Genomic DNA, 22,726 nt, shown 5'->3' on the forward strand with positions numbered 1-22,726 from the left:
TTGCTTGAGCTAGCGTCGAACAGGTGACTCATTTCTCAAATGAAAACTGTGAACAAGGGCCCACATGTCGTTTGTCGAAACCAATCAAGTCCACCTGCTTGCTGCCCTATGGTTCATCCTGTGTTGGGGCGGTTATACCCGTTACGCCACTTGGAAGGCCCGCGACACGGCCTGCCTGGCCAGCGTGTTGCATCTGTATCGCGAAGACTGGATGCGCCGCATGTTGCTGCGCGATAACCGCATCGCCGACGCCAGCGTGATCGGTAACCTGGAGCGGAACGCCTCGTTCTTCGCCTCCAGCACCTTGATTATCCTCGCCGGCATCCTCACCGTGCTGGGCGCCTCCGAGCGGGCGGTATCGCTGCTGGCGGATATCCCGATGGTGCAGCAGGCCTCCCAGGGTATGTCGGAGATCAAGTTGCTGTGCTTGGCGCTGGTGTTCGTCTACGCCTTCTTCACCTTCAGCTGGTGCATGCGTCAGTACAACTTTGCCGCAGTGCTGGTGGGCTCGGCGCCGATGATCGGTGAGCGGCATGTGTCGGAGCAGGAGCGCAATGCATTTGCCTTGCGGGCGGCGCGGGTGATTTCGATGGCGGCCAACCAATTCAACTTTGGCCTGCGCGCTTATTACTTCGGCATGACCATGCTGGCCTGGTTTGTCAGCCCGTGGTTGTTCATGTTGATGAGCAGCGGGGTGGTACTAGTGCTTTACCGTCGTGAGTTCCATTCCGACGTTTTACAGGTGATGGTGTATACCCCGACGGAGATGCACGTCCCGGATCCGGCAAAAGACAGCGTGTCTTGAACGCCGGATAAACAGCAGGCAAAGAAAAGCCCGCTTTATAAGCGGGCTATCTTTTGCAGCACTACAGCTTTACACCGTGCAATTACTGCTTGGCAGGCTCTGCAGGTGCGGCAGGTGCAGCTTCTTTTGCGGCGGCAGCGTTCGATTCAGCCTGAGCTTTGGCAGCATCGGCGTTTTCTTTCGCAGCGTCGTTCACTTTATCCTGTGCTTTCGCCATGTCTTGCTGAGCTTGCTCAGAATGTGCAGCGGCGTCTTGGGCTTTGTCTTCGGATTTCTTGTCGCAGGCAGCCAGGCCGAGGGCAGCGGCCAGCATCATGGAAATAGCTAATGTGTTGCGCATGGTGTTTCTCCTTATTGAAGATATCTACTGGCCTTTCGAACTCAGAGGGCCAGCATTAGTTCCTTTTGTTCCACAGATATATAAAGCTTTTCGCCAGGAACTTTCCAAATTATTACCTATCCGGCCCACCCACACTAATAAGAATTTAAAAACAATGACCGAAACCCCCTTGTTAGACCGCGCCACTCGCTTTGCTTCGGCGCTTCGCCATTGCCAGGTACTGGGGATTACGGTCCATGCTGCGACGGAGGAGGGCATGACGCTGGTGTTGCCCTACGGCGCGCATATCGTCGGTGATCCCCGCACCGGCGTCATCCACGGTGGCGCGCTGACTTCGTTGATGGACACCGCCTGCGGCATGGCCACCCTGTGCGTGCTGCCCGAGTTCGAGGTATGCCCGACCCTGGATTTGCGCATCGACTACATGCATCCCGCCGAACCGCATAAACCGGTGTATGGCTTCGCCCAATGCTACCGGGTAACCACCGATGTGATCTTCACCCGCGGCGTGGCCTATCAGGACGATCCGCAGCAGCCCATTGCCCATGTAGTAGGCACCTTCATGCGCATGGGCAAGCACCTCAAGGGGATGCCAGCATGAGTCATCGATTCAAGACCCGCCTGGAGCAAGCACTGGAGCACGGCGATTACGCGGCACTGCTCGGCCTGGTTCCCTACGCAAAGCTGATCGGCGTCGAATGCACGCGCTCAGGGGACGAATTGCTGTTTCGCCTGCCAGCCAACAAGGACAACATTGGTAACCCTATATTGCCGGCGCTGCATGGCGGGGTGATCGCAGGCTTCATGGAACTGTCAGCGGCGTTGCACTTGCTCGTATTTACCGGCGCCCCGGGCCTGCCGAAAATCATCGACTTCTCCCTGGATTACCTGCGCGCCGGCCAATTTCGCGACACCTACGCCACCTGTCAGGTGTGGCGCCAGGGCCGGCGTGTCGCCAACGTGGCGATCACCGCCTGGCAAGCCACGCCAGCGGAACCAATTGCCACCGCTCGCGCACATTTCAAGATCGAGGAACCGCCGCGCCCTTGAAATCCAGGTTGGAGCCCCCAACTTTGATGACAACCCGCCGCCAACCCTTTCGGGCGCGGCCATTGCCATCCAATTGGAGTTTGATGACCATGAGTGTGGAAACTCAAAAGGAAACCCTGGGCTTCCAGACCGAGGTGAAGCAGCTGCTGCACCTCATGATCCATTCGCTGTATTCCAACAAGGAAATTTTCCTTCGCGAATTGATCTCGAACGCCTCTGACGCTGTCGACAAATTACGTTTCGAAGCCCTGTCCAAGCCTGAGTTGCTGGAAGGTGGCGCCGAACTGAAAATCCGTGTGAGCTACGACAAAGACGCCAAAACCGTCACCCTCGAAGACAACGGTATTGGCATGAGCCGTGACGATGCGATCACCCACCTGGGGACCATCGCCAAATCCGGCACCGCAGACTTCATGAAGAACCTGTCGGGCGACCAGAAAAAAGATTCTCACCTGATCGGCCAATTCGGCGTGGGCTTCTATTCGGCTTTCATCGTTGCCGACAAGGTAGAAGTGTTCAGCCGCCGCGCCGGCCTCGACGCCAGCGAAGGCGTGCACTGGGCTTCCAAAGGTGAGGGCGAGTTTGAAATCGCCACCCTCGACAAGCCTGACCGTGGCACCCGTATCGTGCTGCACCTGAAAGATGGCGAAGACGAATTCGCCGATGGCTGGCGCCTGCGCAACATCATCAAGAAATACTCCGACCACATCGCCCTGCCGATCGAGTTGCCGAAAGAACAGACGGCTGCCGAAGGCGAAGAAACACCGGCCGTCGAATGGGAAACCGTCAACCGCGCCAGCGCCCTGTGGACCCGTCCGCGTACCGAAATCAAGGACGAGGAATACCAGGAGTTCTACAAGCACATCGGCCACGATTACGAGAACCCGCTGAGCTGGAGCCACAACAAGGTCGAAGGCAAGCTGGAATACAGCTCGCTGCTCTACGTGCCGGCCCGTGCGCCGTTCGACCTGTACCAGCGCGAAGCGCCGAAGGGCCTGAAGCTTTACGTCCAGCGTGTGTTCGTGATGGACCAGGCGGAATCGTTCCTGCCGCTGTACCTGCGCTTCATCAAGGGTGTGGTCGACTCCAACGACCTGTCGCTGAACGTGTCGCGTGAGATCCTGCAAAAAGATCCGATCATCGACTCCATGAAGTCGGCGTTGACCAAGCGCGTACTCGACATGCTGGAAAAACTGGCGAAGAACGAGCCTGAGAAATACAAGGGCTTCTGGAAAAACTTCGGCCAGGTCATGAAAGAAGGTCCGGCAGAAGATTTCGCCAACAAGGAAAAAATCGCCGGTCTGCTGCGTTTTGCCTCGACTCAAGGTGAAGACGGTGAACAGATTGTGTCGCTGGCCGACTACCTGGCACGCGCCAAGGAAGGTCAGGACAAGATCTACTACCTCACCGGTGAAACCTACGCTCAGGTTAAAAACAGCCCGCACCTGGAAGTCTTCCGCAAGAAAGGCATCGAAGTGCTGCTGCTGACCGACCGTATCGATGAGTGGCTGATGAGCTACCTCACCGAATTCGACGGCAAGTCGTTTGTGGACGTGGCGCGTGGCGACCTGGACCTGGGCAACCTGGATTCCGAGGAAGACAAGAAAGCCGCTGAAGAAGTCGCCAAGTCCAAAGAAGGCCTGGTTGAGCGGATCAAGGCGTCCCTGGGTGAAGCCGTCAGCGAAGTGCGGGTTTCCCATCGTCTGACCGATTCGCCGGCGATCCTGGCCATCGGCGAGCAGGACCTGGGCATGCAGATGCGTCAGATCCTCGAAGCCAGCGGTCAGAAGGTTCCGGATTCCAAGCCGATCTTCGAATTCAACCCGGCGCACCCGCTGATCGAGAAGCTCGACGGTGAGCAGAGCGAAGAGCGTTTTGGCGACCTGTCGCACATCCTCTTTGACCAGGCGGCCCTGGCCGCTGGCGACAGCTTGAAAGACCCGGCCGCTTATGTGCGTCGACTGAACAAGCTGTTGGTTGAACTGTCGGTTTAACACCGTTGTAGAAAAACCCGCTTCGGCGGGTTTTTTCGTTTTAGCGCACCTCAACTGGAGTGAATCATGAGCCAAGTCACACTACGTTCCGTGGTCTATCAGATTGATGGCCAGACTTATGAAAGCCGCTTGGCGTTCGATGCCAGCCACAAAGGCCCGTTGCCGGGGCTGTTGATGGCGCCGAACTGGATGGGCGTGAGCGCAGGGGCCGAAGAGATCGCCAAGAGCGTGGCCGGCCAAGGCTATGTGGTGTTGATCGCCGACCTCTATGGGCAAACCGTGCGCCCTTCGAACGGTGATGAGGCGGGTGCGGCGATGATGCCGCTGAAGAACGACCGTGCGTTGCTGAACAAGCGTATGCAAGCCGCCTTCGAACACCTGCAAAGCCAGACTGAAGCGGCTGTGGATACGTCGAAACTGGCGACCTTCGGCTTCTGCTTCGGTGGCTGCTGCTCCCTGGAGCTGGCCCGTACCGGTGCGCCGTTGAAAGCGGCGGTATCGTTCCATGGCACCCTCGACACACCGAACCCCGCAGATGCGAAGAACATCAAGGGTTCAGTGCTGGTGCTGCACGGCGCCTCGGACCCGCTGGTACCGAAAGAACAACTGCCGGCGTTCGAAGATGAAATGAACGCGGCGGGTGTGGATTGGCAATTGCTGAGCTACGGTGGCGCGGTGCATTCCTTTACCGACCCCGAAGCCAATGTGCCGGGCAAGATGATGTATGACGCCAAGACCGCAGCGCGGGCGTTCCGGTCGATGCATAACTTGCTGGATGAAGTGTTCAAGGGCTGAATTTTTCAGTGCCTGTTAGGGCCTCATCGGGGGCAAGCCCCCTCCCACATTTTGAATGTATTCACAATTCAAGTGTGGGAGGGGGCTTGTTCTGGCCTAATGATCCCGGACACCTCTTAAGGGCGATATGATTCGCCCAATCAGGAGGTTCCATGCAACAGCGAAAGACCTATACCCGCGAGTTCAAGCAACGTGCTGCAAGCATGGTTCTTGATGATAACTGCTCAGTTCCCGACGTCTGTGCATCCATGGCCGTTGGCCCTACGGCTCTGCGCCGCTGGGTGGATCAGGTTCGTAAAGAGCGTCACAAAGGGCAGCCAGTGGCAGGTACCAAGGCAATCAGCGACGAACAGCGAGAGCTTCAACAGCTGCGAGCCAAGGTCAAGCGCCTGGAGACCGAGGCTGAAATCTTAAAAAAAGCTACGGCTCTCTTGATGTCGGATCCCGATCGTTTTTCCTGATCGAGGAACTGAGGGAGTCGAGTTCATATCCGACCAGCCTGCTTTGCAGTGCGCTAGGCGTTTCTCGTAGCGCGTTTTATGACTGGATCAAGCGTCGCTCAGCGCCGAATGCCGAGCGTGACGCGCTTAGAGCAAAAGTCGTGCAATTGCATGTCGAAAGCCGGGAAAGTGCAGGCGCGCGGATGATTTCTCAGCACTTGAAAGCCCAGCAGATCAAGGTGGGACGGTATTTAGTTGCAAAGCTCATGGCGGAGGCAAATCTGGCCAGCAAACAGCGCCGCCGCCATCAGTATCGTTCTAGAGGTGTCGAAGCATTTGTGGCCAAGAACCTGCTCGAGCGTAACTTCGAGCCAACCGCAATTAATCAGGTCTGGTGCGGCGACGTTACCAGCCTGATGGTTGGGAAACGCTGGTATCACTTGGCAGCGGTCATTGATCTGTTCGCCCGCCGAATCGTTGGCTGGGCGTTTTCTCTGATCAATGACGCCAACCTGGTTAGCAAGGCGCTGAGAATGGCGGTGGAGGTTCGAGGCAAACATGCAGGCTTGATGTTTCATTCGGATCAAGGCTGCCAATACACCAGCCAGCTCTTTCAATCCGAGCTGCTGGGGCATGGGATAACGCAAAGCATGAGCCGTAGGGGGCAGTGCTGGGACAACGCGCCAACAGAGCGTTTCTTCGGGACGCTCAAATCAGAGTGGGTGCCCACCAAAGGCTATACGACAGTTGAAGAAGCCAAGCAGGATATGACTTGCTTCTTCATGCGATACAACCGGATCAGGCTGCACAGCTACAACAACTACCTGTCGCCAATAGCCATGGAGCAGGAGGCGGCTTGATCACCGTAATCGGTGTCCGGAAAAACTTGACCAGAACAGCTTGCCCCCGATGGCTATCTCACTGGCAACTCAATCCTTTCAGACTCCCCCGGCACCGTCGGCCAATCCCCAGCCGCCCAGCGCTGCCGCGCCTGTTCGATCACCGCCGGATCGCTCGACACAAAGTTCCAGTTTATCCGCCGTGGTCCATCCAGCGGCGCGCCGCCAAGTATCACCAGGTGGCAGTCACTCTCGGCGGACAGGGTCATCTCCTGCCCAGTCGGTAAGACCACCAGGCTGCATACCTCCAGAACCTCACCGTCCAACTGCGCGTCACCCTCCAGTACATACACCGCGCGCTCCTCGTGCTCATCCGGGATCAGCAGGGTAGTGGCCGTCTGCATCCGCACGTCGGCGTACAGCGTGGGCGACAACACCGGTACGGGCGACTTGAGACAGAACCCGCTGCCGGCGATCAGGCGCACCTGCACGCCCAGGTTATCGCTGACCGGCAAACTGGCCGCCGGGTGATGACTGTAGTGGCCCGGTCCGGTTTCGTGGTGCTTGGGCGATGCCAGCCACACTTGCAGCCCATGCAGCGTAAAACCACTGGCCTTGACCGCCTCAGGCGTGCGCTCGACGTGGGCAATCGCGCTGCCAGCAGTCATCCAGCTGACCTCTCCGGCTTGCACCTCCTGGTCCGAGCCCAGGCTGTCCTTGTGCTGCAAGGTGCCTTCGAACAGATAGGTGAGGGTCGACAGCCCGATATGGGGATGCTGGCGGATATTCATCCCACTGCCCGGCGCGTAACGGATCGGCAGCATATGGTCGAAAAACACGAAAGGCCCGACGCTGCGGCATTCACGCGAGGGCAGTGGGCGCAGGATAGGCTGGCCCTCGACATCTTCGGGGCGAGGGCGGATCACGGTGAGCGTGGTCATGGGGGCATCCCTGTCTGAGCGGGTTGATGACGCTGAGCATAACCCGCTCGGACAGAGTTGGCGTTATTGGCTGAAGGCGCCTTCCGAAAGTGTGGTCTCGATGCTGACTTCGGCGGTGGTCATCAGTTTGTGCACCGGGCACTTGTCGGCGACACGGTGCAACTCATCGCGCTGAGCGTCGGTGAGCACGCCCTTGAGGGTCAGCTTGACGTTGAGCCTGTACTTACCTTTTTGCTCTTCGGCGGCGTCGTGGGTAACTTCTACCGTCACCCCGGTGAGCGGAATGTCTTTCTTCTGCGCATAGAGCCTGACGGTCAAGGCCTTGCACGATGCCAGCGCAGCATCGAAGTAATCATGGGGAGAGGGCGCTGAATCGTCACCTCCCAGGCTCTTGGGCAGGTCGGTAAACAGCTCGTGGTTGTTGATAGCGACGCTGTGACGGAAATTCTCAGCGTTCAACGTATTGACGGTAACAGGCATGGCGAACCTCACAAGGCTGTGGATGACGGTCATGCAGTAATAGAACATGCCGACGCTGGGGCGTTCCAGGTTTTTGTCCGTGCTGAACCCTGATGCGTGGCGTAGGGTCTACCCGTATCAGCCCCTATCGAGGTATCACCGTGCTCTGGACCCGTGTGAGTTTTGCCCTGATGCTCGCCGCCAGCAGCCTTGCCGCGCAGGCTCGCGAGTATGCCTACAGCGATGCGCACCTGCATTACGTGGATTTTTTCCAGGAAACCGCAGGCATGGACAAGCTGCTCAAGGCCATGGCGGACAATCGCATCGAACATGTGATGATTTCCGGCATTCCCGTGGCCAAGAAATGGCATGAGGACGAACCCAAGCGCCCGCGCTATTACGCAGGCGACGATGCCGATGCCTATTGGTACAGCGCCACCGATGTGATCGTCGCCGCCGCGGTCAATAAGCTGACCCCTGAACAGCGCCAGCACTTTCACCCGTTCCTGGCCGGTTTCAATCCTAACGACAAGAACTCCGCTGCCCACATCCAGCGCATGCTCGACCTCAACCCAGGGCTGTGGCAGGGCATAGGCGAGGTGTTTACCCGCCACGACGACCTCACCGCGCTGACCTCGGGTGATACACCGCGCGCCAACAACGAAGCCATGACGCGCATCTATCACTTGGCGGCGGAGAACGACCTGCCGGTGATGGTGCATTCCAACATCACCTCCAAGCGCGAGCGCAACCCGTTGTACCTGGCCGAAATCGAGCAGCCGCTGCGCAACCATCCGCACACGCGCTTTATCTGGGCCCACGCCGGCACCAGCAAGGAAATCCATCGCCATCAGGTGCAAATGGAGTTCTTGCTGCCCACCTTGACTCGCCTGCTGGAAACCTACCCCAACCTGTATATCGATCTGTCGTGGAGCATGCTCACGCCCTATCTGCTGGATGATGCGGGCAAGCCCAGGCCGGAGTGGGTCAAGCTCGTGGAGCGCTTCCCTGATCGCTTCATGTTGGGCTCCGACGTGGTAGGACGCTTCAACAAGCTGGGTAAGGAAATGCGCCGCTTTGATCCCTTCCTTGATGCATTGCCTGAAGACGTTGCCCATAAGGTCGCGCGGGATAACTTTTTGGCCATCCTGCCCAAGTCGCCTCGCGATAAGGGAGCGCATTGATAGCGGGTTTTGGTTTTGTGTAATGACGTAAGGCGCCGTTAACCTACAGCGGTGGCGCGGTTTTTGGTGTAGGGCTGGGGCTGAGGTGGCCCTATCGGGGCATAGGTATCTACACAATTTTGCCACGCTCCTGAACCTGTGACGGCTCAGGAGCCGAAGCCTCTCTAACTGACGCCCCGCGACCAAAATGTGGGAGGGGGCTTGTTCTGGCCTAATGATCCCGGACACCTCTTAAGGGCGATATGATTCGCCCAATCAGGAGGTTCCATGCAACAGCGAAAGACCTATACCCGCGAGTTCAAGCAACGTGCTGCAAGCATGGTTCTTGATGATAACTGCTCAGTTCCCGACGTCTGTGCATCCATGGCCGTTGGCCCTACGGCTCTGCGCCGCTGGGTGGATCAGGTTCGTAAAGAGCGTCACAAAGGGCAGCCAGTGGCAGGTACCAAGGCTATCAGCGACGAACAGCGAGAGCTTCAACAGCTACGAGCCAAGGTCAAGCGCCTGGAGACTGAGGCTGAAATCTTAAAAAAGGCTACGGCTCTCTTGATGTCGGATCCCGATCGTTTTTCCTGATCGAGGAACTGAGGGAGTCGAGTTCATATCCGACCAGCCTGCTTTGCAGCGCGCTAGGCGTTTCTCGTAGCGCGTTTTATGACTGGATCAAGCGTCGCTCAGCGCCGAATGCCGAGCGTGACGCGCTTAGAGCAAAAGTCGTGCAATTGCATGTCGAAAGCCGGGAAAGTGCAGGCGCGCGGATGATTTCTCAGCACTTGAAAGCCCAGCAGATCAAGGTGGGACGGTATTTAGTTGCAAAGCTCATGGCGGAGGCAAATCTGGCCAGCAAACAGCGCCGCCGCCATCAGTATCGCTCTAGAGGCGTCGAAGCGTTTGTGGCCAAGAACTTGCTTGAGCGTAACTTCGAGCCAACCGCAATTAATCAAGTCTGGTGCGGCGACGTTACCAGCCTGATGGTTGGGAAACGCTGGTATCACTTGGCAGCGGTCATTGATCTGTTCGCCCGCCGAATCGTTGGCTGGGCGTTTTCTCTGATCAATGACGCCAATCTGGTTAGCAGGGCGCTGAGAATGGCGGTGGAGGTTCGAGGCAAACATGCAGGCTTGATGTTTCATTCAGATCAAGGCTGCCAATACACCAGCCAGCACTTTCAATCCGAGCTGCTGGGGCATGGGATAACGCAAAGCATGAGCCGTAGGGGGCAGTGCTGGGACAACGCGCCAACAGAGCGTTTCTTCGGGACGCTCAAATCAGAGTGGGTGCCCACCAAAGGCTATACGACAGTTGAAGAAGCCAAGCAGGATATGACTTGCTTCTTCATGCGATACAACCGGATCAGGCTGCACAGCTACAACAACTACCTGTCGCCAATAGCCATGGAGCAGGAGGCGGCTTGATCACCGTAATCGGTGTCCGGAAAAACTTGACCAGAACAGCTTGCCCCCGATAGCGGCCTGACAGCCGACTAGGATGTTGGATCAGAGCGAGTACATATCCGTTGCTGCGGTAACGGCGGTTGGCGGTTCCGCTTTTACAGCCAGCCCTTTCAAGGTCTTTGATAAAATCCCGCAAAACTCCGATCAGGGTGACGAAAGCGATGTGGGCAGAGGTTCTAGCGCGGTTTGAAAAAAAAGCACCGGCCAGTGTCATGACCAGAGTGATATTGGAGCAGGCTGTTCCTGCTGAATGGGTCGACCAGGTGTTCGAAGAGCACCGTCAGCGGCAGTACCCACGAGAGCTTTTGTTTTCAACCATCGTTGAACTGATGTCCCTTGTTTCATTGGGTTTGCGACCTTCGCTGCATGCCGCCGCGCGACAGATGGAAGATCTTCCTGTCAGCTTGGCGGCGCTGTATGACAAGGTCAGTCGTACAGAGCCTGCGCTACTGCGCGCCTTGGTCACCGGTAGCGCAGAGCGTTTGGCACCGACGATAAAAGAACTGGGGCACACAGCCATTTTGCCTGGTTGGCAACTACGGGTCGTTGACGGTAACCACCTGCCTTCCAGCGAAAAGCGTCTGGGCGCTTTGCGCCGTGAACGAGGCGCCGCCCGGCCTGGTTTTTCCGTTGTGGTTTACGACCCCGATCTGGACCAGGTCGTTGATCTTCAGCCTTGTGAAGATGCCTATGCCAGCGAACGCGTCAGCGTGCTGCCGTTGCTGGAAAAGGCCAACGCGGGGCAACTGTGGATGGCTGATCGACTCTACTGCACGCTCCCAGTCATGGAGGCCTGCGAAGATACCGGGGCCTCGTTCATCATTCGCGAACAGAGCAAACATCCACGCCTGCTTAAGGAAAGCGACTGGCAGCTGCCTGTTGCGGTCGCGGCAGGCAGCGTGCGTGAGCAAATCATCGAAGTAAAAGGTGGACGCCAGTGGCGGCGAGTCGAACTGAGCCTGCAAAACCCCACCGAATCCGGCGACACCACGCTGCTGTTCTGGAGCAACTTGCCCGACTCTATCAGTGCTGAGCAAATCGCCGATTTGTACCGCCGTCGCTGGAGCATCGAAGGGATGTTCCAGCGCCTGGAAGCGGTGTTGGACAGTGAAATCGAAACCTTGGGCAACCCTAAGGCAGCCCTGTTGGGATTTGCATCGGCCGTGTTGGCTTACAACGTTCTGGCCGTGCTCAAACGCAGCGTCGAACAGGCTCATCGCCAAACTCTGCCCGACGATTGGGAAGCATCGATTTTTCACCTGACGGTGCAGGTACGCAGCGGTTACGAGGGGATGCAAATAGCCTTGCCAGAATATTTATCCATCCCTATCCCCGCAGCGGGGCTGGCTCAATACCTGCTTGCACTTGCTCGAAATATCCAGCCCAAAGCGGTCGTCAAGAGCAAAAGGGGGCCGAAGGTGCCTAAACCCAAGGAATGGCTGGAAGGCAAAGCCGCGAATGCCCATGTGTCGACGGATCGGGTGCTCAAGGCCGCTAAAATCAAAAGACCTTGAAAGGGCTGGCTTTTACAGCGTGTCACTTTTGGAAGGACCCAAAAGTAACCAAAAGGTCCTCGCCCCACCACTCGGCACCTCGCCCCGGCTCGGTGTGCCCGCAATCCGACATTGATTTGGGGGGCCGCCGCCACGCGCCATCCATGGCGCGGGGCGGCTAAACCGGCATCCCTGCCGGTTTACCCCCCAAATCACTGTCGGATTCCGGCCAGCGTGGTTTAACGGGGCGCCTAAGATCAAGAGCAGGAGCAAGATCAAGAGCGGCTCGCTTCGCATCGTGGTTACCGTAGGCTGCTACAAAAGTTGTGTAGATACCTATGCCTATCGGGGGCAAGCCCCCGATGCAGGTGACCCGGTCTCATTCAATGGCTCACAAAAAAGCCCCGAACCAGTCGTAATGCTGTTCACTTAAGCGGAGCAGCATTGCGATCCACTGGAAATCGGGTTTTTGAGATCTTCACCGTCCTCGGCCTTGCAGGTCTGGGGCGGTGATCCAGAAACAAGCTGCCGATACCCTTCCTTAGTTCGGCCAAGCGTCTGCCTGTGGCTGATACCGGATTGGCTGCCGCCATCACGATCAACTGCACGGCGATATACTGGCAAACGGGCTTAAAGCGTATGTCCGACGGAGCTCGACCAAACGCTACCGCTGCTTGACCGGCCTCCCGGCGAATCACGTTGTAAGCGAGTAAAAGCCCCCAGACCTCCTGATAGACCAAGTCGATTTTTTTACTGCGCAAGGTCACGGCATTCTGCTGCATAGAGCTTTTGATATCCCTAAAGCCCAATTCGATTTCCCAGCGTTCCTGATAAAGTTTGGCAACGACCTTGGTGCTGTAGGTGTTGGCTGGTAACGACGTCATGACAGTTTTTAATCTGCCTTGGATTTCATAGCTGACTTCGCGGGCTTCCCAGTGGGTGCCAAGAGCCGGATTTCTCTTTCTGGCTTGCGGTGAGACCTTCATGCGCACCAAGCGGTCGTGCTCGCCGTAACGGATCACTTCTTCACAGACCATGCCTTTTTTGGCGGGAATCAACCAATGACGGTGGGTTCCGGTGTTACTCAGGCTCAACAGCATTTCTGCGCCCCAAAATCCTTTATCGAATAGCGTCACGGAGTGGTCGGGGACTTGCTGCAAAAACTCGTCGGCCAAGCGCATTTCACTGCGCCGGTAAGGCCCTAATTGTGCATCCAGGATTAAGTGCGAACGCACGTTCATCAGCGCTACCAAGCGCATCATGGGGAAGGGAGTCTGACGATCACTGGGCGTATTTCCTGACCCGAAATGATCTCGAAGCTCGGGTGTGTCCGGCGTGCGCAAGAGCGCACCGTCCACCGCGAAGACCTGCAAACCGTGCCAGTCGTCCTCGTCGTAGCGCTCCAAGCCCCATTGAGTGCCGGTTTTACGGAATAACCACTCAACGGGATCGGCCCCTAGTCGCTTGCGGGCTTCAGTGACGCCGCTTCGGGCCAACAAGTGGTCGGAGGCGAGGCCTTGAGCGCAAATGTTCAACCGTCTAGCGACCTCATGGACAGGCTCATCACGAAACAACGCCATGCCAAGCACCAACCAAAGCACCTGATCGGCGGGCAAGCGACGCCGACGAATAGTGGCCTGACTGGATAGATCCAGCGCAGACGCAACCCATTCAATGGGGATGTTCTGGGTGAAAGTGCTTAGGTCGCAGAAGTTGAAAAGGTCGCCGAGGTCGAGCAGGTCCTGTTGAACAGACATAAAAAAATCCGATGCCAGAGGTCTGGCATCGGATTTTCTAGGAAGCCCCGCTTTAGCTCAAATGCTTAAGTGAACAGCATTACGAACCAGTCGGGGCTTTTTCATGTGATCAGCCTGCGGGCCTTACTTGCCCTGCCAGCGTTTCAACACCAGGGTGGCGTTAGTGCCACCAAAGCCGAAGCTGTTGCTCATCACGGTGTCGATTTTTACATCTTCAACGGTCTTGGTCAGGATCGGCATATCGGCGACGACCGGGTCAATCTCGTCGATGTTGGCCGAACCGGCCATGAAGTTGCCTTCCATCATCAGCAGGCAGTAGATCGCTTCGTGAACGCCAGCGGCGCCCAGGGAGTGACCCGACAGGCTCTTGGTGGAGCTGATTTTCGGCGCATTGTCACCGAATACCGCACGCACGCCTTCCATTTCCTTGGCGTCGCCAACAGGAGTCGAAGTGCCGTGGGTGTTCAGGTAGTCGATCGGGGTGTCCACGGTGGACATCGCCATCTGCATGCAACGAATGGCGCCTTCACCGCTTGGCGCAACCATGTCGTAGCCGTCGGACGTCGCACCGTAGCCGACGATTTCCGCGTAGATCTTGGCGCCGCGGGCCAGGGCGTGTTCCAGTTCCTCGACCACGACCATGCCGCCACCACCGGCGATGACGAAACCGTCACGCTTGGCGTCGTAGGCGCGGGAGGCTTTTTCCGGGGTTTCGTTGTACTGGGTGGACAGCGCGCCCATGGCGTCGAACAGGAACGACTGGCTCCAATGTTCTTCTTCACCGCCGCCGGCGAATACGATGTCCTGCTTGCCCAGTTGAATCTGCTCAACGGCAGTGCCGATGCAGTGAGCGCTGGTGGCGCAGGCCGAGGAGATCGAGTAGTTGACACCCTTGATCTGGAACGGCGTGGCCAGGCAAGCCGAAACGGTGCTGCCCATGGTCCGCGTGACGCGGTACGGGCCAACGCGTTTCACGCCTTTTTCGCGCAGGATGTCCAGCGCTTCCATCTGGTTCAGGGTGGATGCGCCGCCGGAGCCGGCGATCAGGCCGGTACGTACGTTCGACACCTGGTCTTCGCTCAGGCCGGAGTCGGCGATCGCGTCTTTCATGGCCAGGTAGGCGTAGGCGGCAGCGTGGCCGACGAAGCGATAGATCTTGCGATCGATCAGTTCTTCGAGGGGCAGGTCGATGGAGCCGGAAACCTGGCTACGCAGACCCATTTCGGCATATTCCGGGTTGAAGCGGATGCCAGGGCGACTTGCACGCAGGTTAGCGGTGACGGTCTCTTTGTCATTGCCCAGGCAAGAAACGATGCCCAGACCAGTGATAACGACGCGGCGCATGCGGATAACCCTTAAAAGTTGTCAGTGGAAGTGAATACGCCGACCCGAAGGCCTTCGGCAGTATAGATCTCGCGACCGTCGACAGTCACCGAACCGTCGGCAATGGCCAGGTTCAGCTTGCCCTTGAGGACGCGCTTGATTTGAATGTTGTAGGTGACTTTCTTGGCGGTCGGCAGGACCTGGCCAAAGAACTTCACTTCGCCCGAACCCAGGGCGCGACCGCGACCCGGCAGGCCTTGCCAGCCCAGGTAGAAGCCGACCAGTTGCCACATGGCATCGAGGCCCAGGCAGCCCGGCATCACCGGGTCCCCTTCGAAGTGGCAGGCGAAGAACCACAGGTCAGGGGTGATATCCAGCTCGGCGACCAATTCACCTTTGCCGTACTTGCCACCCTCTTCGCTGATATGGGTGATGCGATCCACCATCAGCATGTTCGGGGCGGGCAGTTGCGCGTTACCTGGGCCGAACAGCTCACCGCGACTGCAGCGCAGCAGGTCTTCCCGAGTAAAGGCGTTTTGTTTGGTCATGCGAGCTCCTCAATAATCCCATGCGGCAGGGTAGGGCAAATCTTCCCGAACCGAATGAAGCGTTCATGCCTCATAGCGGTAGCCTACACATAGACTATTGCGTTGTAGTGAAAGTCACAGCGGCAAGGTACTCAATGTACACTTGTTCACTGAAATGTTAAACCGGACCTGTTTATCGGTCCGTTCGGGTGCCTAAGACTGCCGCACTTTCGTCTTCCACGCCAGTCGGACTTGGCTTGAACGCGACAGCTAATGTACCCAGCGCTGTAGGATTTGCTGCAAATCCGTGCGTTTGAACGGTTTGGCCAGGTAATCGTTCATTCCGGCTGCCAGACAGGCTTCGCGGTCGCCCTGCAAGGCGTTGGCGGTCAGGGCGATAATCGGCAGATCGGCGCAGCCCGGCAGCTGGCGGATGCGCCGGGTGGCCTCGTAGCCGTCGATCAATGGCAGGCGGCAATCCATCAGGATGGCCGTGAAAATCAGGCTTTCGGCGCTGCGGATCGCCTCGGCGCCATCGGTGGCCAGGCTGACTTCGAAGCCCAGGCTGCGCAGCATGGCCTCGACCACGGTACGATTAACCGGGTTGTCTTCCACCAGCAGTATATGCCGCCCGTCGCCTGCACTGGATTTACCCACGGCGTCCTCGGCGATGGCGGGCAGGCTCTGTTGATCGATAGCCAGCGGAATTTCCAGGGTGAATACCGAACCACGGCCCTCTTCGCTCTGGGCGCGCAGGGTGCCACCCATGCGTTCGGCCAGCGTACGGGCAATCGGCAGGCCGAGGCCGGTGCCGCCGTAACGTCTTGAAATGGAACTGTCGGCTTGCTGGAACGCGTCGAACATCAATTCCAGGCGCTCGGCGGAAATACCGATGCCGCTGTCGCGCACGGTGCAGGTGAACCACACCAGTTCATGGTCGAGGGTTTGCCAGTGGGGCTGCACGTGTACCGTGCCGTGCTCGGTGAACTTCAAGGCATTGCCGATCAGGTTGACCAGAATCTGCCGGATACGCGTCGGATCACCGCGCACCCGCAGGGCTTCCATGCCCAATGGAATCGGCAGCTCCAGGGCCAGCCCGCGTTGCTGCGCACTGTGCTGGAACGCCTGGGCGCAACTGCTGATCAGTTCAGCCAGGTTGAAGGAAATATGTTCCAACTCCAGCGCGGCCCGCTCGATACGTGAAAAATCGAGGATGTCATTGATCACCTTGAGCAGGTGCTCGGTGGACTCGGAGGCCAGTGCCGCGTACTCGGCCTGCTCTTCGGTCATCTCGGTGGTTTCCAGCAGTTGCAGCATGCCCAGCACGCCATTCATGGGCGTGCGCAGCTCATGGCTCATCATCGCCAGGAAGTCCGACTTGGCATTGTTCGCGCGCTCGGCTTCTTCGCGGGTCTGGATCAATTGGGCCATGGCCTGCTGTTGTTCACGGCTGGCCTGGTTGAGGCCGGCGGCCAGGTTGTTGATGTGACGCGCCAGATCGCCCAGTTCGGAGTCATCGACAATCGGCAGCGGTGTCTTGTAGTCGCCCTGCTGGATGGCCTTCACCGCATTCCCCATGGCGCTGATCGGTTGCGACAGGCTGGCGGCCAGGCGTCGCGCCAGCAGGCAGGTGAACAACAGCGCGAACAGCGCCAGGATGCCGGCCTTGAACAGGATTTCCTGCTGGCGCTGGCTGAACGCATCGTTGGACATCCCGACGATCACTCGGCCCAGGTAATCCGCGCGTGGCGCCTTGGGTTCGTTGAGGTTGTCCTGGAAAAAGTCATTGCCCAGCTGGATATGTTGCAAGCGGATCGGTGCCTGGAACACCTTTACCGACAGTGAGCGGTCGTGTTTCTCCGACGGCTGCTCGACGTACACCAGAATGTTCTCGGCGCTGTCCTGAATCTCCAGGAAACGCACGTGCGGGGTAGCCAGCGTCGCGCGCAACAGGGTGTCGAGCACCTCGTTGTTGCCGGAAATAACGCCGTACTCGGTGGCCGGCGCCAGTTGGTTGGCGATCAACTGGCCGGTGTGGTCCAGCTCCTGGCGCAAGTCCTGGATACGCACGAAGGTAAAGAAGCTGATCAACAGCAAGGTCAGCAACAGCGCGGGCCCCAGGGTAATGAGCTGGGTGCGGGTGTTGATGTCCCAGCGACGGCGCAGGGTCATGGGCGTCTGTCTCCTTCGGCCAAGCGGGCGGCGACGGCAGCTTCGTCGACCTGTTCGATGCCCAGTGAGCGCGCGACTTGCGGGTTGCCCACCACTTTGAAGTGTTCCGGGTAGAGCGTGCGCGGCCAGTTGGCCGGCGGGTGGTCCAGCAGCCGATCGAGTACCGCGAGCCAGTCAGGCTGGTCGCTATAGGTACTGGCCAGGCTGCCCGCCCGGACAAACCCGGCATTGGGCCCCACCAACGGCAGTTGCTGGGCATAGCTGCTCAATAACAGGTTCTTGGCGGTTTTAGGGTTGTACAGCTGCGGATCGTCCAAGCCCAGCAGCACGTCACTGTTTTTGAACAGGGCTTGCAGGGGGCGGCTGTCATTGGTGTTGTCCCAGCGTTGCGGCACGATTTCCAGGCCCAGCGGCGCCGCGTACCGGTCAAGCTCAGGCAGCAGGAATTCGCTGTCGGCACCGTAAAGCACACCGATGCGCCGGGCCTGGGGCACGATGCTGGCGATCAGGCGCAACTGGCGCGTCAGCGGCGGATCGCTCCACAACAGGCTGATTTTTGCCGGGTGCGCGCCACCCAGGCGTTGCTGGGCTTGCAGACGGCTGATGCGCAGCACCAGGGTCGGCGGGCCCTGGCTGTCCTGCAAGCGCCAGTCGAGGCCGGGCAGGTCGAGCAGGATCAGGCGGGTAGTGGCGGGCAACTGGCTCGGCGCCGGCAGGTTTTGCAGCAGGATGAAGGAGACATGGTCTTCGGGGCGCTGCTGCGCGAGGGCCTGTGTAAAGGCTTGGACGCCGGCACCGTCCTCGGCGGCGGTCAGCAGGATTTCCGCGCTCCACACGGGCCTCGTGACCAGCAGGCACACCAGCAGCAAGCCTTTGCGCCACAGCCTTGAAACGACAGGGAGGGTCATCCGTGACGGGTCGCCCATGTCAGAACTCTAACTGCGCGCTGAAGTAGAGCACATGGCGATGGTCGTAATAGTTGTCGGGCCAAGTGGTCGGCTGGTTATCGAGGCGTTGTTGCAGCATGCCAGCCAGCTCCACGTTGGTTTTGCCCAGGGCAATGCGCTTGGCCACCCGCAGGTCGACCCGTTCGAAGCGATACTCGTTGAGTGCGTCGTCACCATAGTAGAACAAGGCGCTGGACCAGCCGTGGCCCCATTCGCGCAACCAGCCGGCCGAGCCGCTGTTACGTGCGGTCTGCGCCTTGTCGAGTGGGTTGCTGGTGCTCGCGTCGACGTAAGCGTAGGTCAGGCGCAGGCGGTCGGCGTTGCTCACGCGCCAGTCGAATTGGGATTCGGCACCGGTAAAGCGCGAGCTGTTGGCGTTGCTGGCGATGTATTGGTTGTTGCGCAACGGCGAGCTGATCATGTCGGTGATTTCGTCATAGAACAGCTTCACGTCGACATTCAACCCGAGGTCGGCAAAGAAGCCGTTGTAGCCCAGTTCGCGCGAGCGCATCAACTCTTTATCGAGATTGCCCGGGCCGCGTGTTACCACAAAATATTGCCCGGAATTCTGCCCATACACCGGCGAACTGAGGTTGGTGACGCGGTAGCTCCAGTTGACGTTGTTCTCGAACATGTCCGGTGAACGGATCGCCTCGGAGTACACCGCCCGCAGACCGTGGCGCGGGTTGATCAAGTAGTTGACCGCCACGCGGGGTGTCAGCGAGTTACCGCTCAAGTGGGTGTCTTCGTACATCGCGCCGCCTTGCAGCAGCCAGTGTTCGCTGGCGCGCCATTCCAGGTGGCCGAACAGGCGCCAGGTGGTGTCGTCCAGCGTTCCGTTGAAGTAGGTGTCGGAGTCGGCGCGGTCGTAGCGGTAATTCATTCCGCTGACCAGGCGCAGGCTGTCGGAGAGGCTGAGGGTGTCTTGCAGCTCCAGGTCGTAGCGGCTTTCCTGGGTGCTTTGGTCGATATCGCCGCACACGCTTTGGCTGGCGCCGTTGCGCCATTGGTCCAGTACCTGGTTGCCCAGCGCCTGTTCGGCGGCGCTGCCGGGTGGGGCGCTACCCTGGCTGAACTGGTCCATGTGCCGCGCCAGCTTTTCGGCGTAGTTGGGGTTGAGCTGCCACAGCTGGGTCAGTTCAGGGCTGAACGAGACCTTGGCGTCACAGGCTTTCCAGATCTGCCGACGGTTCCATTGCTGGGCCGACCCCTGGATATACAGGCTGTGGTCGGGGTTGAAGTCGAAGTTCCAGCGCATTGAACCCGCGTAGTCCTTGGCGGTGACGTCGGAATTGGTGCCGCCTTCGGTAATCCCGGCGAACACCGGAGTGTAGGTATAGGGACGCTGATTGGTGCCTTCCTTGGCATCCAACTGCCAGTCGATGCTCTGTTGCGCATTCAACGTCTGGCTGACGGCCAGGCTGAAACGGCTGAGGCGGCGGCTGTCTCGGCGGTCGGCACCGACGGCATCGCTATCAAAACCATCGTCCTGTTGCCCGGACAGCGACAGGCGCAAGTCGCCGGTGTCCCAGCCCACGCCCTGGCTGGCATAGACATCGTTGATCCCGCGTTCACCGCGTATGACCTTCACCCGCGTGCCCTGGCTGTTGGCCGGTGAACGGGTGAGGATATTGACCACCGCCATCAGCGCATTGGCGCCGTAGCTGACGGTATTGGGGCCACGAAACACCTCGATGCGCTCGATGTCTTCCATGGCCACTGGAATATCGCTCCAGTCCACCGTGGCCAGGCCTGCGCGATACACCGAACGCCCGTCGATCAAGACCTGCATGCGCCGTGCATCGCTGGCGCTGGTACCGTGGTAGTTCACCGCCGCCTGATTGCCGGTGGTGTAGCCGACCATCATCCCGGGCACCAGGCGCAACAGCTCGGCAATGTCACGCGCACCGCTGGCCTTGATCAACTCGCTGTCGATGACGGTCATGCTGCCGGGTACGGCCGCGGCCGATTGCTTGAGACGGGTGGCGGTCAATACCTGCGGCAGCGGTTGGCTGTCGAGGAACAGATCGTCGGCCGACGCACTGGCGCTGCACGCCAGGGTCAACGGCAGCATCAACAGCAGGGATGAGCGGGGAGGAGGGCCCAGGTACACGGCGCGGCCTTGATAATTGCGGATAGCCGCCCATGTTAACTGAGGTGAGGCCTTTTGCCAGTCGTGAGACCTGCAATTACTTCACTCAAGTGTGGCATTTTCCGACAAGCGCACGAATTCATACGGGGGCTGGCCGCAAGCGGGTCGCCCCGTATAATGCCGCCATCGCCACTGGTATGGATTAACGGATTGCATATGACTGAACAGCGCCCTATCGCGGTCCTGGGAGGCGGAAGTTTTGGTACCGCCGTGGCTAACCTGCTGGCCGAGAACGGCCACGCCGTGCGCCAGTGGATGCGTGATCCCGAGCAGGCCGAGGCCATTCGCGTGCATCGGGAAAACCCGCGTTACCTTAAAGGCATCAAGATTCATCCGGCGGTCGAACCCGTTACCGATCTGTTGGCGACCCTCACGGCCTGCGACCTGTGCTTTGTCGCGCTGCCTTCCAGCGCCTTGCGCTCGGTGCTGGCGCCCCATGCCGAACGCCTGGCGGGCAAGCTGCTGGTCAGCCTGACCAAGGGTATCGAGGCGCAGACATTCAAGCTGATGAGCGAAATCCTCCAGGAGATCGCACCCCAGGCGCGCATTGGTGTGCTGTCCGGGCCGAACCTGGCGCGGGAAGTGGCCGAGCATGCGCTGACCGCCACCGTGGTCGCCAGTGAAGACGAGCAACTGTGCGAGCGCGTCCAGGCGGTGCTGCATGGGCGCACTTTCCGCGTCTACGCGAGTGCCGACCGGTTCGGCGTCGAGCTGGGCGGTGCGTTGAAGAACGTCTACGCCATTATCGCCGGCATGGCCGTGGCCTTGGGGATGGGCGAAAACACCAAGAGCATGCTGATTACCCGCGCCCTGGCGGAGATGACTCGTTTCGCCGTGAATCAGGGCGCCAACCCGATGACCTTCCTGGGCCTGGCGGGCGTCGGCGACCTGATCGTCACCTGCTCGTCGCCGAAAAGCCGTAACTATCAGGTCGGGTTCGCGCTGGGCCAGGGGTTGAGCCTGGAAGAGGCCGTGACCCGTCTTGGCGAAGTGGCTGAAGGGGTCAACACCCTCAAGGTGCTCAAGGCCAAGGCTCAGGAAGTCGGGGTGTACATGCCGCTGGTTGCCGGGCTGCACGCGATCCTGTTTGAAGGGCGCACCTTGAACCAGGTCATCGAGCTGCTGATGCGCGCCGAGCCGAAAACCGATGTCGACTTTATTTCCACCAGCGGTTTCAACTGAGGAACGCGGCATGAACGATTCGAAAGCAGCCCCCAAGTATGAGTCCATTGTGCTGCGCATCCTGTGGATGCTGGTATTTGCCCTGGTGTGGCAGGTGGCGCAGTTCGTGCTCGGCGCCTTGGTGGTGGTGCAACTGATTTACCGGTTGATCTATGGCGCGCCGAACCTGAGCCTGATGAACGTTGGCGACAGCCTCAGCCAATTCCTTGCGCAGATCGGTCGCTTCGGCAGCTTCCATACCGAGCAAAAACCCTGGCCGTTCGCTGATTGGCCAACCCCGCGTGCACCGGAAGGCGAAGCCGCCCATAGCGTGCCGCCAGCACCGCACCCGGTGCGTGATGAAGAGCCCAAGCTATGAAATTGTGGATCCTGCGCCACGGGCAAGCCCAAGCTCATGCGCCAACTGACGCCGAGCGCAACCTCACCGAGCACGGCCGGGCTGAAGTATTGCGCAGTGCAGCGCACCTGATCGGCCAGCCGCTCAGTGCCATCATTGCCAGCCCTTATGCGAGGGCGCAGCAGACGGCGCAGTTGGTGCGCGAGGCGTTGGGTTTCGAGCCGCCGGTCTGCACGGTGCCGTGGCTGACGCCAGAGGGCAGCCCGGCGCAGGTGCTGGAAAAACTCGATACCGATGACAACGTGCTGCTGGTCAGCCATCAGCCCCTGGTGGGCAACCTGATCAGCTTTTTGCAGCACGGTCACTCGCGCCAGCCGCAGCCGATGCATACCGCCAGCCTCGCGCTGTTGGAGGGTGACTTCCCATTGGCAGGGTTGATGAGCCTGGTCAGCGTTGAAAATCCATAAGCTATAGCGCTTATCTGGAATGCCGTTGTGTGGCAGGATTAGGATCGTAATAAAACCAATAAGGACAG

The 22,726-nt window shown here is 59.1% G+C and carries 23 protein-coding genes; 14 read left to right on the top strand and 9 right to left on the bottom strand.

Annotation, left to right across the window (positions count from 1 at the left end):
• The first annotated feature begins 64 nt into the window (after positions 1-64).
• Entirely contained in the window at positions 65-805 is a 741-nt protein-coding gene (locus tag C4J91_RS08905) for a DUF599 domain-containing protein (protein WP_124361982.1), read from the top strand.
• An 82-nt stretch (positions 806-887) separates the two neighbouring features.
• Here C4J91_RS08905 and C4J91_RS08910 read toward each other — a convergent pair whose 3' ends face one another.
• Positions 888-1,145 carry a hypothetical protein gene (locus C4J91_RS08910; protein ID WP_124361983.1) on the bottom strand — a complete coding sequence of 86 codons (258 nt, stop codon included), beginning with the start codon at positions 1,143-1,145 and terminating at the stop codon, positions 888-890.
• A 154-nt stretch (positions 1,146-1,299) separates the two neighbouring features.
• Between C4J91_RS08910 and C4J91_RS08915 the strand changes: the two genes are divergently transcribed.
• The 6 genes from C4J91_RS08915 (at position 1,300) to C4J91_RS08935 (ending at position 6,284) form a co-directional block, all read left to right on the top strand.
• On the top strand, positions 1,300-1,746 hold the full coding sequence (locus tag C4J91_RS08915; RefSeq protein WP_124361984.1) for a PaaI family thioesterase: 447 nt from the start codon (positions 1,300-1,302) through the stop codon (positions 1,744-1,746).
• The gene (locus tag C4J91_RS08920; RefSeq protein WP_124361985.1) at positions 1,743-2,195 is read left to right on the top strand and encodes a PaaI family thioesterase; all 453 of its coding nucleotides are present in this window, start codon (positions 1,743-1,745) and stop codon (positions 2,193-2,195) included. Before C4J91_RS08915 ends, C4J91_RS08920 begins: the two co-directional genes overlap by 4 nt.
• Positions 2,196-2,284: 89 nt before the next feature.
• Positions 2,285-4,189, top strand: coding sequence for a molecular chaperone HtpG (htpG, locus tag C4J91_RS08925; RefSeq protein ID WP_124361986.1), 1,905 nt, complete (start codon positions 2,285-2,287; stop codon positions 4,187-4,189).
• Positions 4,190-4,255: 66 nt separating this feature from the next.
• Positions 4,256-4,984, top strand: a complete 729-nt coding sequence (locus C4J91_RS08930) for a dienelactone hydrolase family protein (RefSeq protein WP_124361987.1) — start codon at positions 4,256-4,258, stop codon at positions 4,982-4,984.
• 152 nt (positions 4,985-5,136) lie between these two features.
• The gene (locus C4J91_RS27730) at positions 5,137-5,445 is read left to right on the top strand and encodes a transposase (protein ID WP_256681590.1); all 309 of its coding nucleotides are present in this window, start codon (positions 5,137-5,139) and stop codon (positions 5,443-5,445) included.
• Between the two features lie 8 nt (positions 5,446-5,453).
• Entirely contained in the window at positions 5,454-6,284 is an 831-nt protein-coding gene (locus C4J91_RS08935; RefSeq protein WP_256681687.1) for an IS3 family transposase, read from the top strand.
• Between the two features lie 53 nt (positions 6,285-6,337).
• Here the strand turns inward: C4J91_RS08935 and C4J91_RS08940 are convergent, their stop codons facing one another.
• Positions 6,338-7,204, bottom strand: coding sequence for a pirin family protein (locus tag C4J91_RS08940; RefSeq protein ID WP_124361988.1), 867 nt, complete (start codon positions 7,202-7,204; stop codon positions 6,338-6,340).
• 63 nt (positions 7,205-7,267) lie between these two features.
• The gene (locus C4J91_RS08945; protein WP_124361989.1) at positions 7,268-7,684 is read right to left on the bottom strand and encodes an OsmC family protein; all 417 of its coding nucleotides are present in this window, start codon (positions 7,682-7,684) and stop codon (positions 7,268-7,270) included.
• 170 nt (positions 7,685-7,854) lie between these two features.
• Here C4J91_RS08945 and C4J91_RS08950 point away from each other — a divergent pair, with 170 nt between their 5' ends.
• The 4 genes from C4J91_RS08950 (at position 7,855) to C4J91_RS08960 (ending at position 11,815) form a co-directional block, all read left to right on the top strand.
• Positions 7,855-8,847 carry an amidohydrolase family protein gene (locus tag C4J91_RS08950; protein WP_372238308.1) on the top strand — a complete coding sequence of 331 codons (993 nt, stop codon included), beginning with the start codon at positions 7,855-7,857 and terminating at the stop codon, positions 8,845-8,847.
• A gap of 267 nt (positions 8,848-9,114) precedes the next feature.
• Entirely contained in the window at positions 9,115-9,423 is a 309-nt protein-coding gene (locus C4J91_RS27735) for a transposase (protein WP_256681590.1), read from the top strand.
• 8 nt (positions 9,424-9,431) lie between these two features.
• Complete coding sequence (locus C4J91_RS08955) at positions 9,432-10,262, top strand: IS3 family transposase (RefSeq protein WP_256681688.1); 831 nt, start codon at positions 9,432-9,434, stop codon at positions 10,260-10,262.
• A 251-nt stretch (positions 10,263-10,513) separates the two neighbouring features.
• The gene (locus tag C4J91_RS08960; RefSeq protein ID WP_124363681.1) at positions 10,514-11,815 is read left to right on the top strand and encodes an IS4 family transposase; all 1,302 of its coding nucleotides are present in this window, start codon (positions 10,514-10,516) and stop codon (positions 11,813-11,815) included.
• Positions 11,816-12,219: 404 nt separating this feature from the next.
• Here the strand turns inward: C4J91_RS08960 and C4J91_RS08970 are convergent, their stop codons facing one another.
• The 6 genes from C4J91_RS08970 to C4J91_RS08995 form a co-directional block, all read right to left on the bottom strand.
• Positions 12,220-13,551 (bottom strand): IS4 family transposase, encoded by a 1,332-nt coding sequence (locus tag C4J91_RS08970; protein WP_124361991.1) that lies wholly within the window; start codon positions 13,549-13,551, stop codon positions 12,220-12,222.
• A gap of 123 nt (positions 13,552-13,674) precedes the next feature.
• Positions 13,675-14,895 (bottom strand): beta-ketoacyl-ACP synthase I, encoded by a 1,221-nt coding sequence (gene fabB / locus C4J91_RS08975; RefSeq protein ID WP_124361992.1) that lies wholly within the window; start codon positions 14,893-14,895, stop codon positions 13,675-13,677.
• Positions 14,896-14,906: 11 nt separating this feature from the next.
• Positions 14,907-15,422, bottom strand: coding sequence for a 3-hydroxyacyl-[acyl-carrier-protein] dehydratase FabA (gene fabA, locus C4J91_RS08980; protein ID WP_003210552.1), 516 nt, complete (start codon positions 15,420-15,422; stop codon positions 14,907-14,909).
• 249 nt (positions 15,423-15,671) lie between these two features.
• Positions 15,672-17,573 (bottom strand): ATP-binding protein, encoded by a 1,902-nt coding sequence (locus tag C4J91_RS08985; RefSeq protein WP_124361993.1) that lies wholly within the window; start codon positions 17,571-17,573, stop codon positions 15,672-15,674.
• Positions 17,570-18,499 carry an ABC transporter substrate-binding protein gene (locus tag C4J91_RS08990; RefSeq protein ID WP_124361994.1) on the bottom strand — a complete coding sequence of 310 codons (930 nt, stop codon included), beginning with the start codon at positions 18,497-18,499 and terminating at the stop codon, positions 17,570-17,572. The genes C4J91_RS08985 and C4J91_RS08990 overlap by 4 nt, the downstream gene beginning before the upstream one ends.
• Before the next feature lies 1 nt (position 18,500).
• A complete protein-coding gene (locus C4J91_RS08995) occupies positions 18,501-20,633 on the bottom strand; it encodes a TonB-dependent siderophore receptor (RefSeq protein WP_124361995.1) in 2,133 nt (710 codons plus the stop codon).
• A 195-nt stretch (positions 20,634-20,828) separates the two neighbouring features.
• Here C4J91_RS08995 and C4J91_RS09000 point away from each other — a divergent pair, with 195 nt between their 5' ends.
• From C4J91_RS09000 to sixA, 3 genes are read left to right on the top strand one after another with little or no spacing between them, the layout of a single operon-like run.
• Complete coding sequence (locus C4J91_RS09000) at positions 20,829-21,854, top strand: NAD(P)H-dependent glycerol-3-phosphate dehydrogenase (RefSeq protein ID WP_124361996.1); 1,026 nt, start codon at positions 20,829-20,831, stop codon at positions 21,852-21,854.
• 10 nt (positions 21,855-21,864) lie between these two features.
• Positions 21,865-22,212 carry a DUF4389 domain-containing protein gene (locus tag C4J91_RS09005; RefSeq protein ID WP_124361997.1) on the top strand — a complete coding sequence of 116 codons (348 nt, stop codon included), beginning with the start codon at positions 21,865-21,867 and terminating at the stop codon, positions 22,210-22,212.
• Positions 22,209-22,658, top strand: a complete 450-nt coding sequence (gene sixA / locus C4J91_RS09010) for a phosphohistidine phosphatase SixA (protein ID WP_124361998.1) — start codon at positions 22,209-22,211, stop codon at positions 22,656-22,658. Before C4J91_RS09005 ends, sixA begins: the two co-directional genes overlap by 4 nt.
• Positions 22,659-22,726: the final 68 nt, after the last annotated feature.

Origin of the sequence: Pseudomonas sp. R3-52-08 (assembly GCF_003851745.1) — a bacterium.
Classification (GTDB): Bacteria; Pseudomonadota; Gammaproteobacteria; order Pseudomonadales; family Pseudomonadaceae; genus Aquipseudomonas.

Excerpts from the sequence above, each read along its gene's own strand:
- C4J91_RS08905 (WP_124361982.1), top strand. The coding sequence starts at position 65 with ATGTCGTTTGTCGAAACCAATCAAGTCCACCTGCTTGCTGCCCTATGG.
- C4J91_RS08910 (WP_124361983.1), bottom strand. The coding sequence starts at position 1,145 with ATGCGCAACACATTAGCTATTTCCATGATGCTGGCCGCTGCCCTCGGC.
- C4J91_RS08915 (WP_124361984.1), top strand. The coding sequence starts at position 1,300 with ATGACCGAAACCCCCTTGTTAGACCGCGCCACTCGCTTTGCTTCGGCG.
- C4J91_RS08920 (WP_124361985.1), top strand. The coding sequence starts at position 1,743 with ATGAGTCATCGATTCAAGACCCGCCTGGAGCAAGCACTGGAGCACGGC.
- htpG (WP_124361986.1), top strand. The coding sequence starts at position 2,285 with ATGAGTGTGGAAACTCAAAAGGAAACCCTGGGCTTCCAGACCGAGGTG.
- C4J91_RS08930 (WP_124361987.1), top strand. The coding sequence starts at position 4,256 with ATGAGCCAAGTCACACTACGTTCCGTGGTCTATCAGATTGATGGCCAG.
- C4J91_RS27730 (WP_256681590.1), top strand. The coding sequence starts at position 5,137 with ATGCAACAGCGAAAGACCTATACCCGCGAGTTCAAGCAACGTGCTGCA.
- C4J91_RS08940 (WP_124361988.1), bottom strand. The coding sequence starts at position 7,204 with ATGACCACGCTCACCGTGATCCGCCCTCGCCCCGAAGATGTCGAGGGC.
- C4J91_RS08945 (WP_124361989.1), bottom strand. The coding sequence starts at position 7,684 with ATGCCTGTTACCGTCAATACGTTGAACGCTGAGAATTTCCGTCACAGC.
- C4J91_RS08950 (WP_372238308.1), top strand. The coding sequence starts at position 7,855 with ATGCTCGCCGCCAGCAGCCTTGCCGCGCAGGCTCGCGAGTATGCCTAC.
- C4J91_RS27735 (WP_256681590.1), top strand. The coding sequence starts at position 9,115 with ATGCAACAGCGAAAGACCTATACCCGCGAGTTCAAGCAACGTGCTGCA.
- C4J91_RS08960 (WP_124363681.1), top strand. The coding sequence starts at position 10,514 with ATGACCAGAGTGATATTGGAGCAGGCTGTTCCTGCTGAATGGGTCGAC.
- C4J91_RS08970 (WP_124361991.1), bottom strand. The coding sequence starts at position 13,551 with ATGTCTGTTCAACAGGACCTGCTCGACCTCGGCGACCTTTTCAACTTC.
- fabB (WP_124361992.1), bottom strand. The coding sequence starts at position 14,895 with ATGCGCCGCGTCGTTATCACTGGTCTGGGCATCGTTTCTTGCCTGGGC.
- fabA (WP_003210552.1), bottom strand. The coding sequence starts at position 15,422 with ATGACCAAACAAAACGCCTTTACTCGGGAAGACCTGCTGCGCTGCAGT.
- C4J91_RS08985 (WP_124361993.1), bottom strand. The coding sequence starts at position 17,573 with ATGACCCTGCGCCGTCGCTGGGACATCAACACCCGCACCCAGCTCATT.
- C4J91_RS08990 (WP_124361994.1), bottom strand. The coding sequence starts at position 18,499 with ATGGGCGACCCGTCACGGATGACCCTCCCTGTCGTTTCAAGGCTGTGG.
- C4J91_RS09000 (WP_124361996.1), top strand. The coding sequence starts at position 20,829 with ATGACTGAACAGCGCCCTATCGCGGTCCTGGGAGGCGGAAGTTTTGGT.
- C4J91_RS09005 (WP_124361997.1), top strand. The coding sequence starts at position 21,865 with ATGAACGATTCGAAAGCAGCCCCCAAGTATGAGTCCATTGTGCTGCGC.
- sixA (WP_124361998.1), top strand. The coding sequence starts at position 22,209 with ATGAAATTGTGGATCCTGCGCCACGGGCAAGCCCAAGCTCATGCGCCA.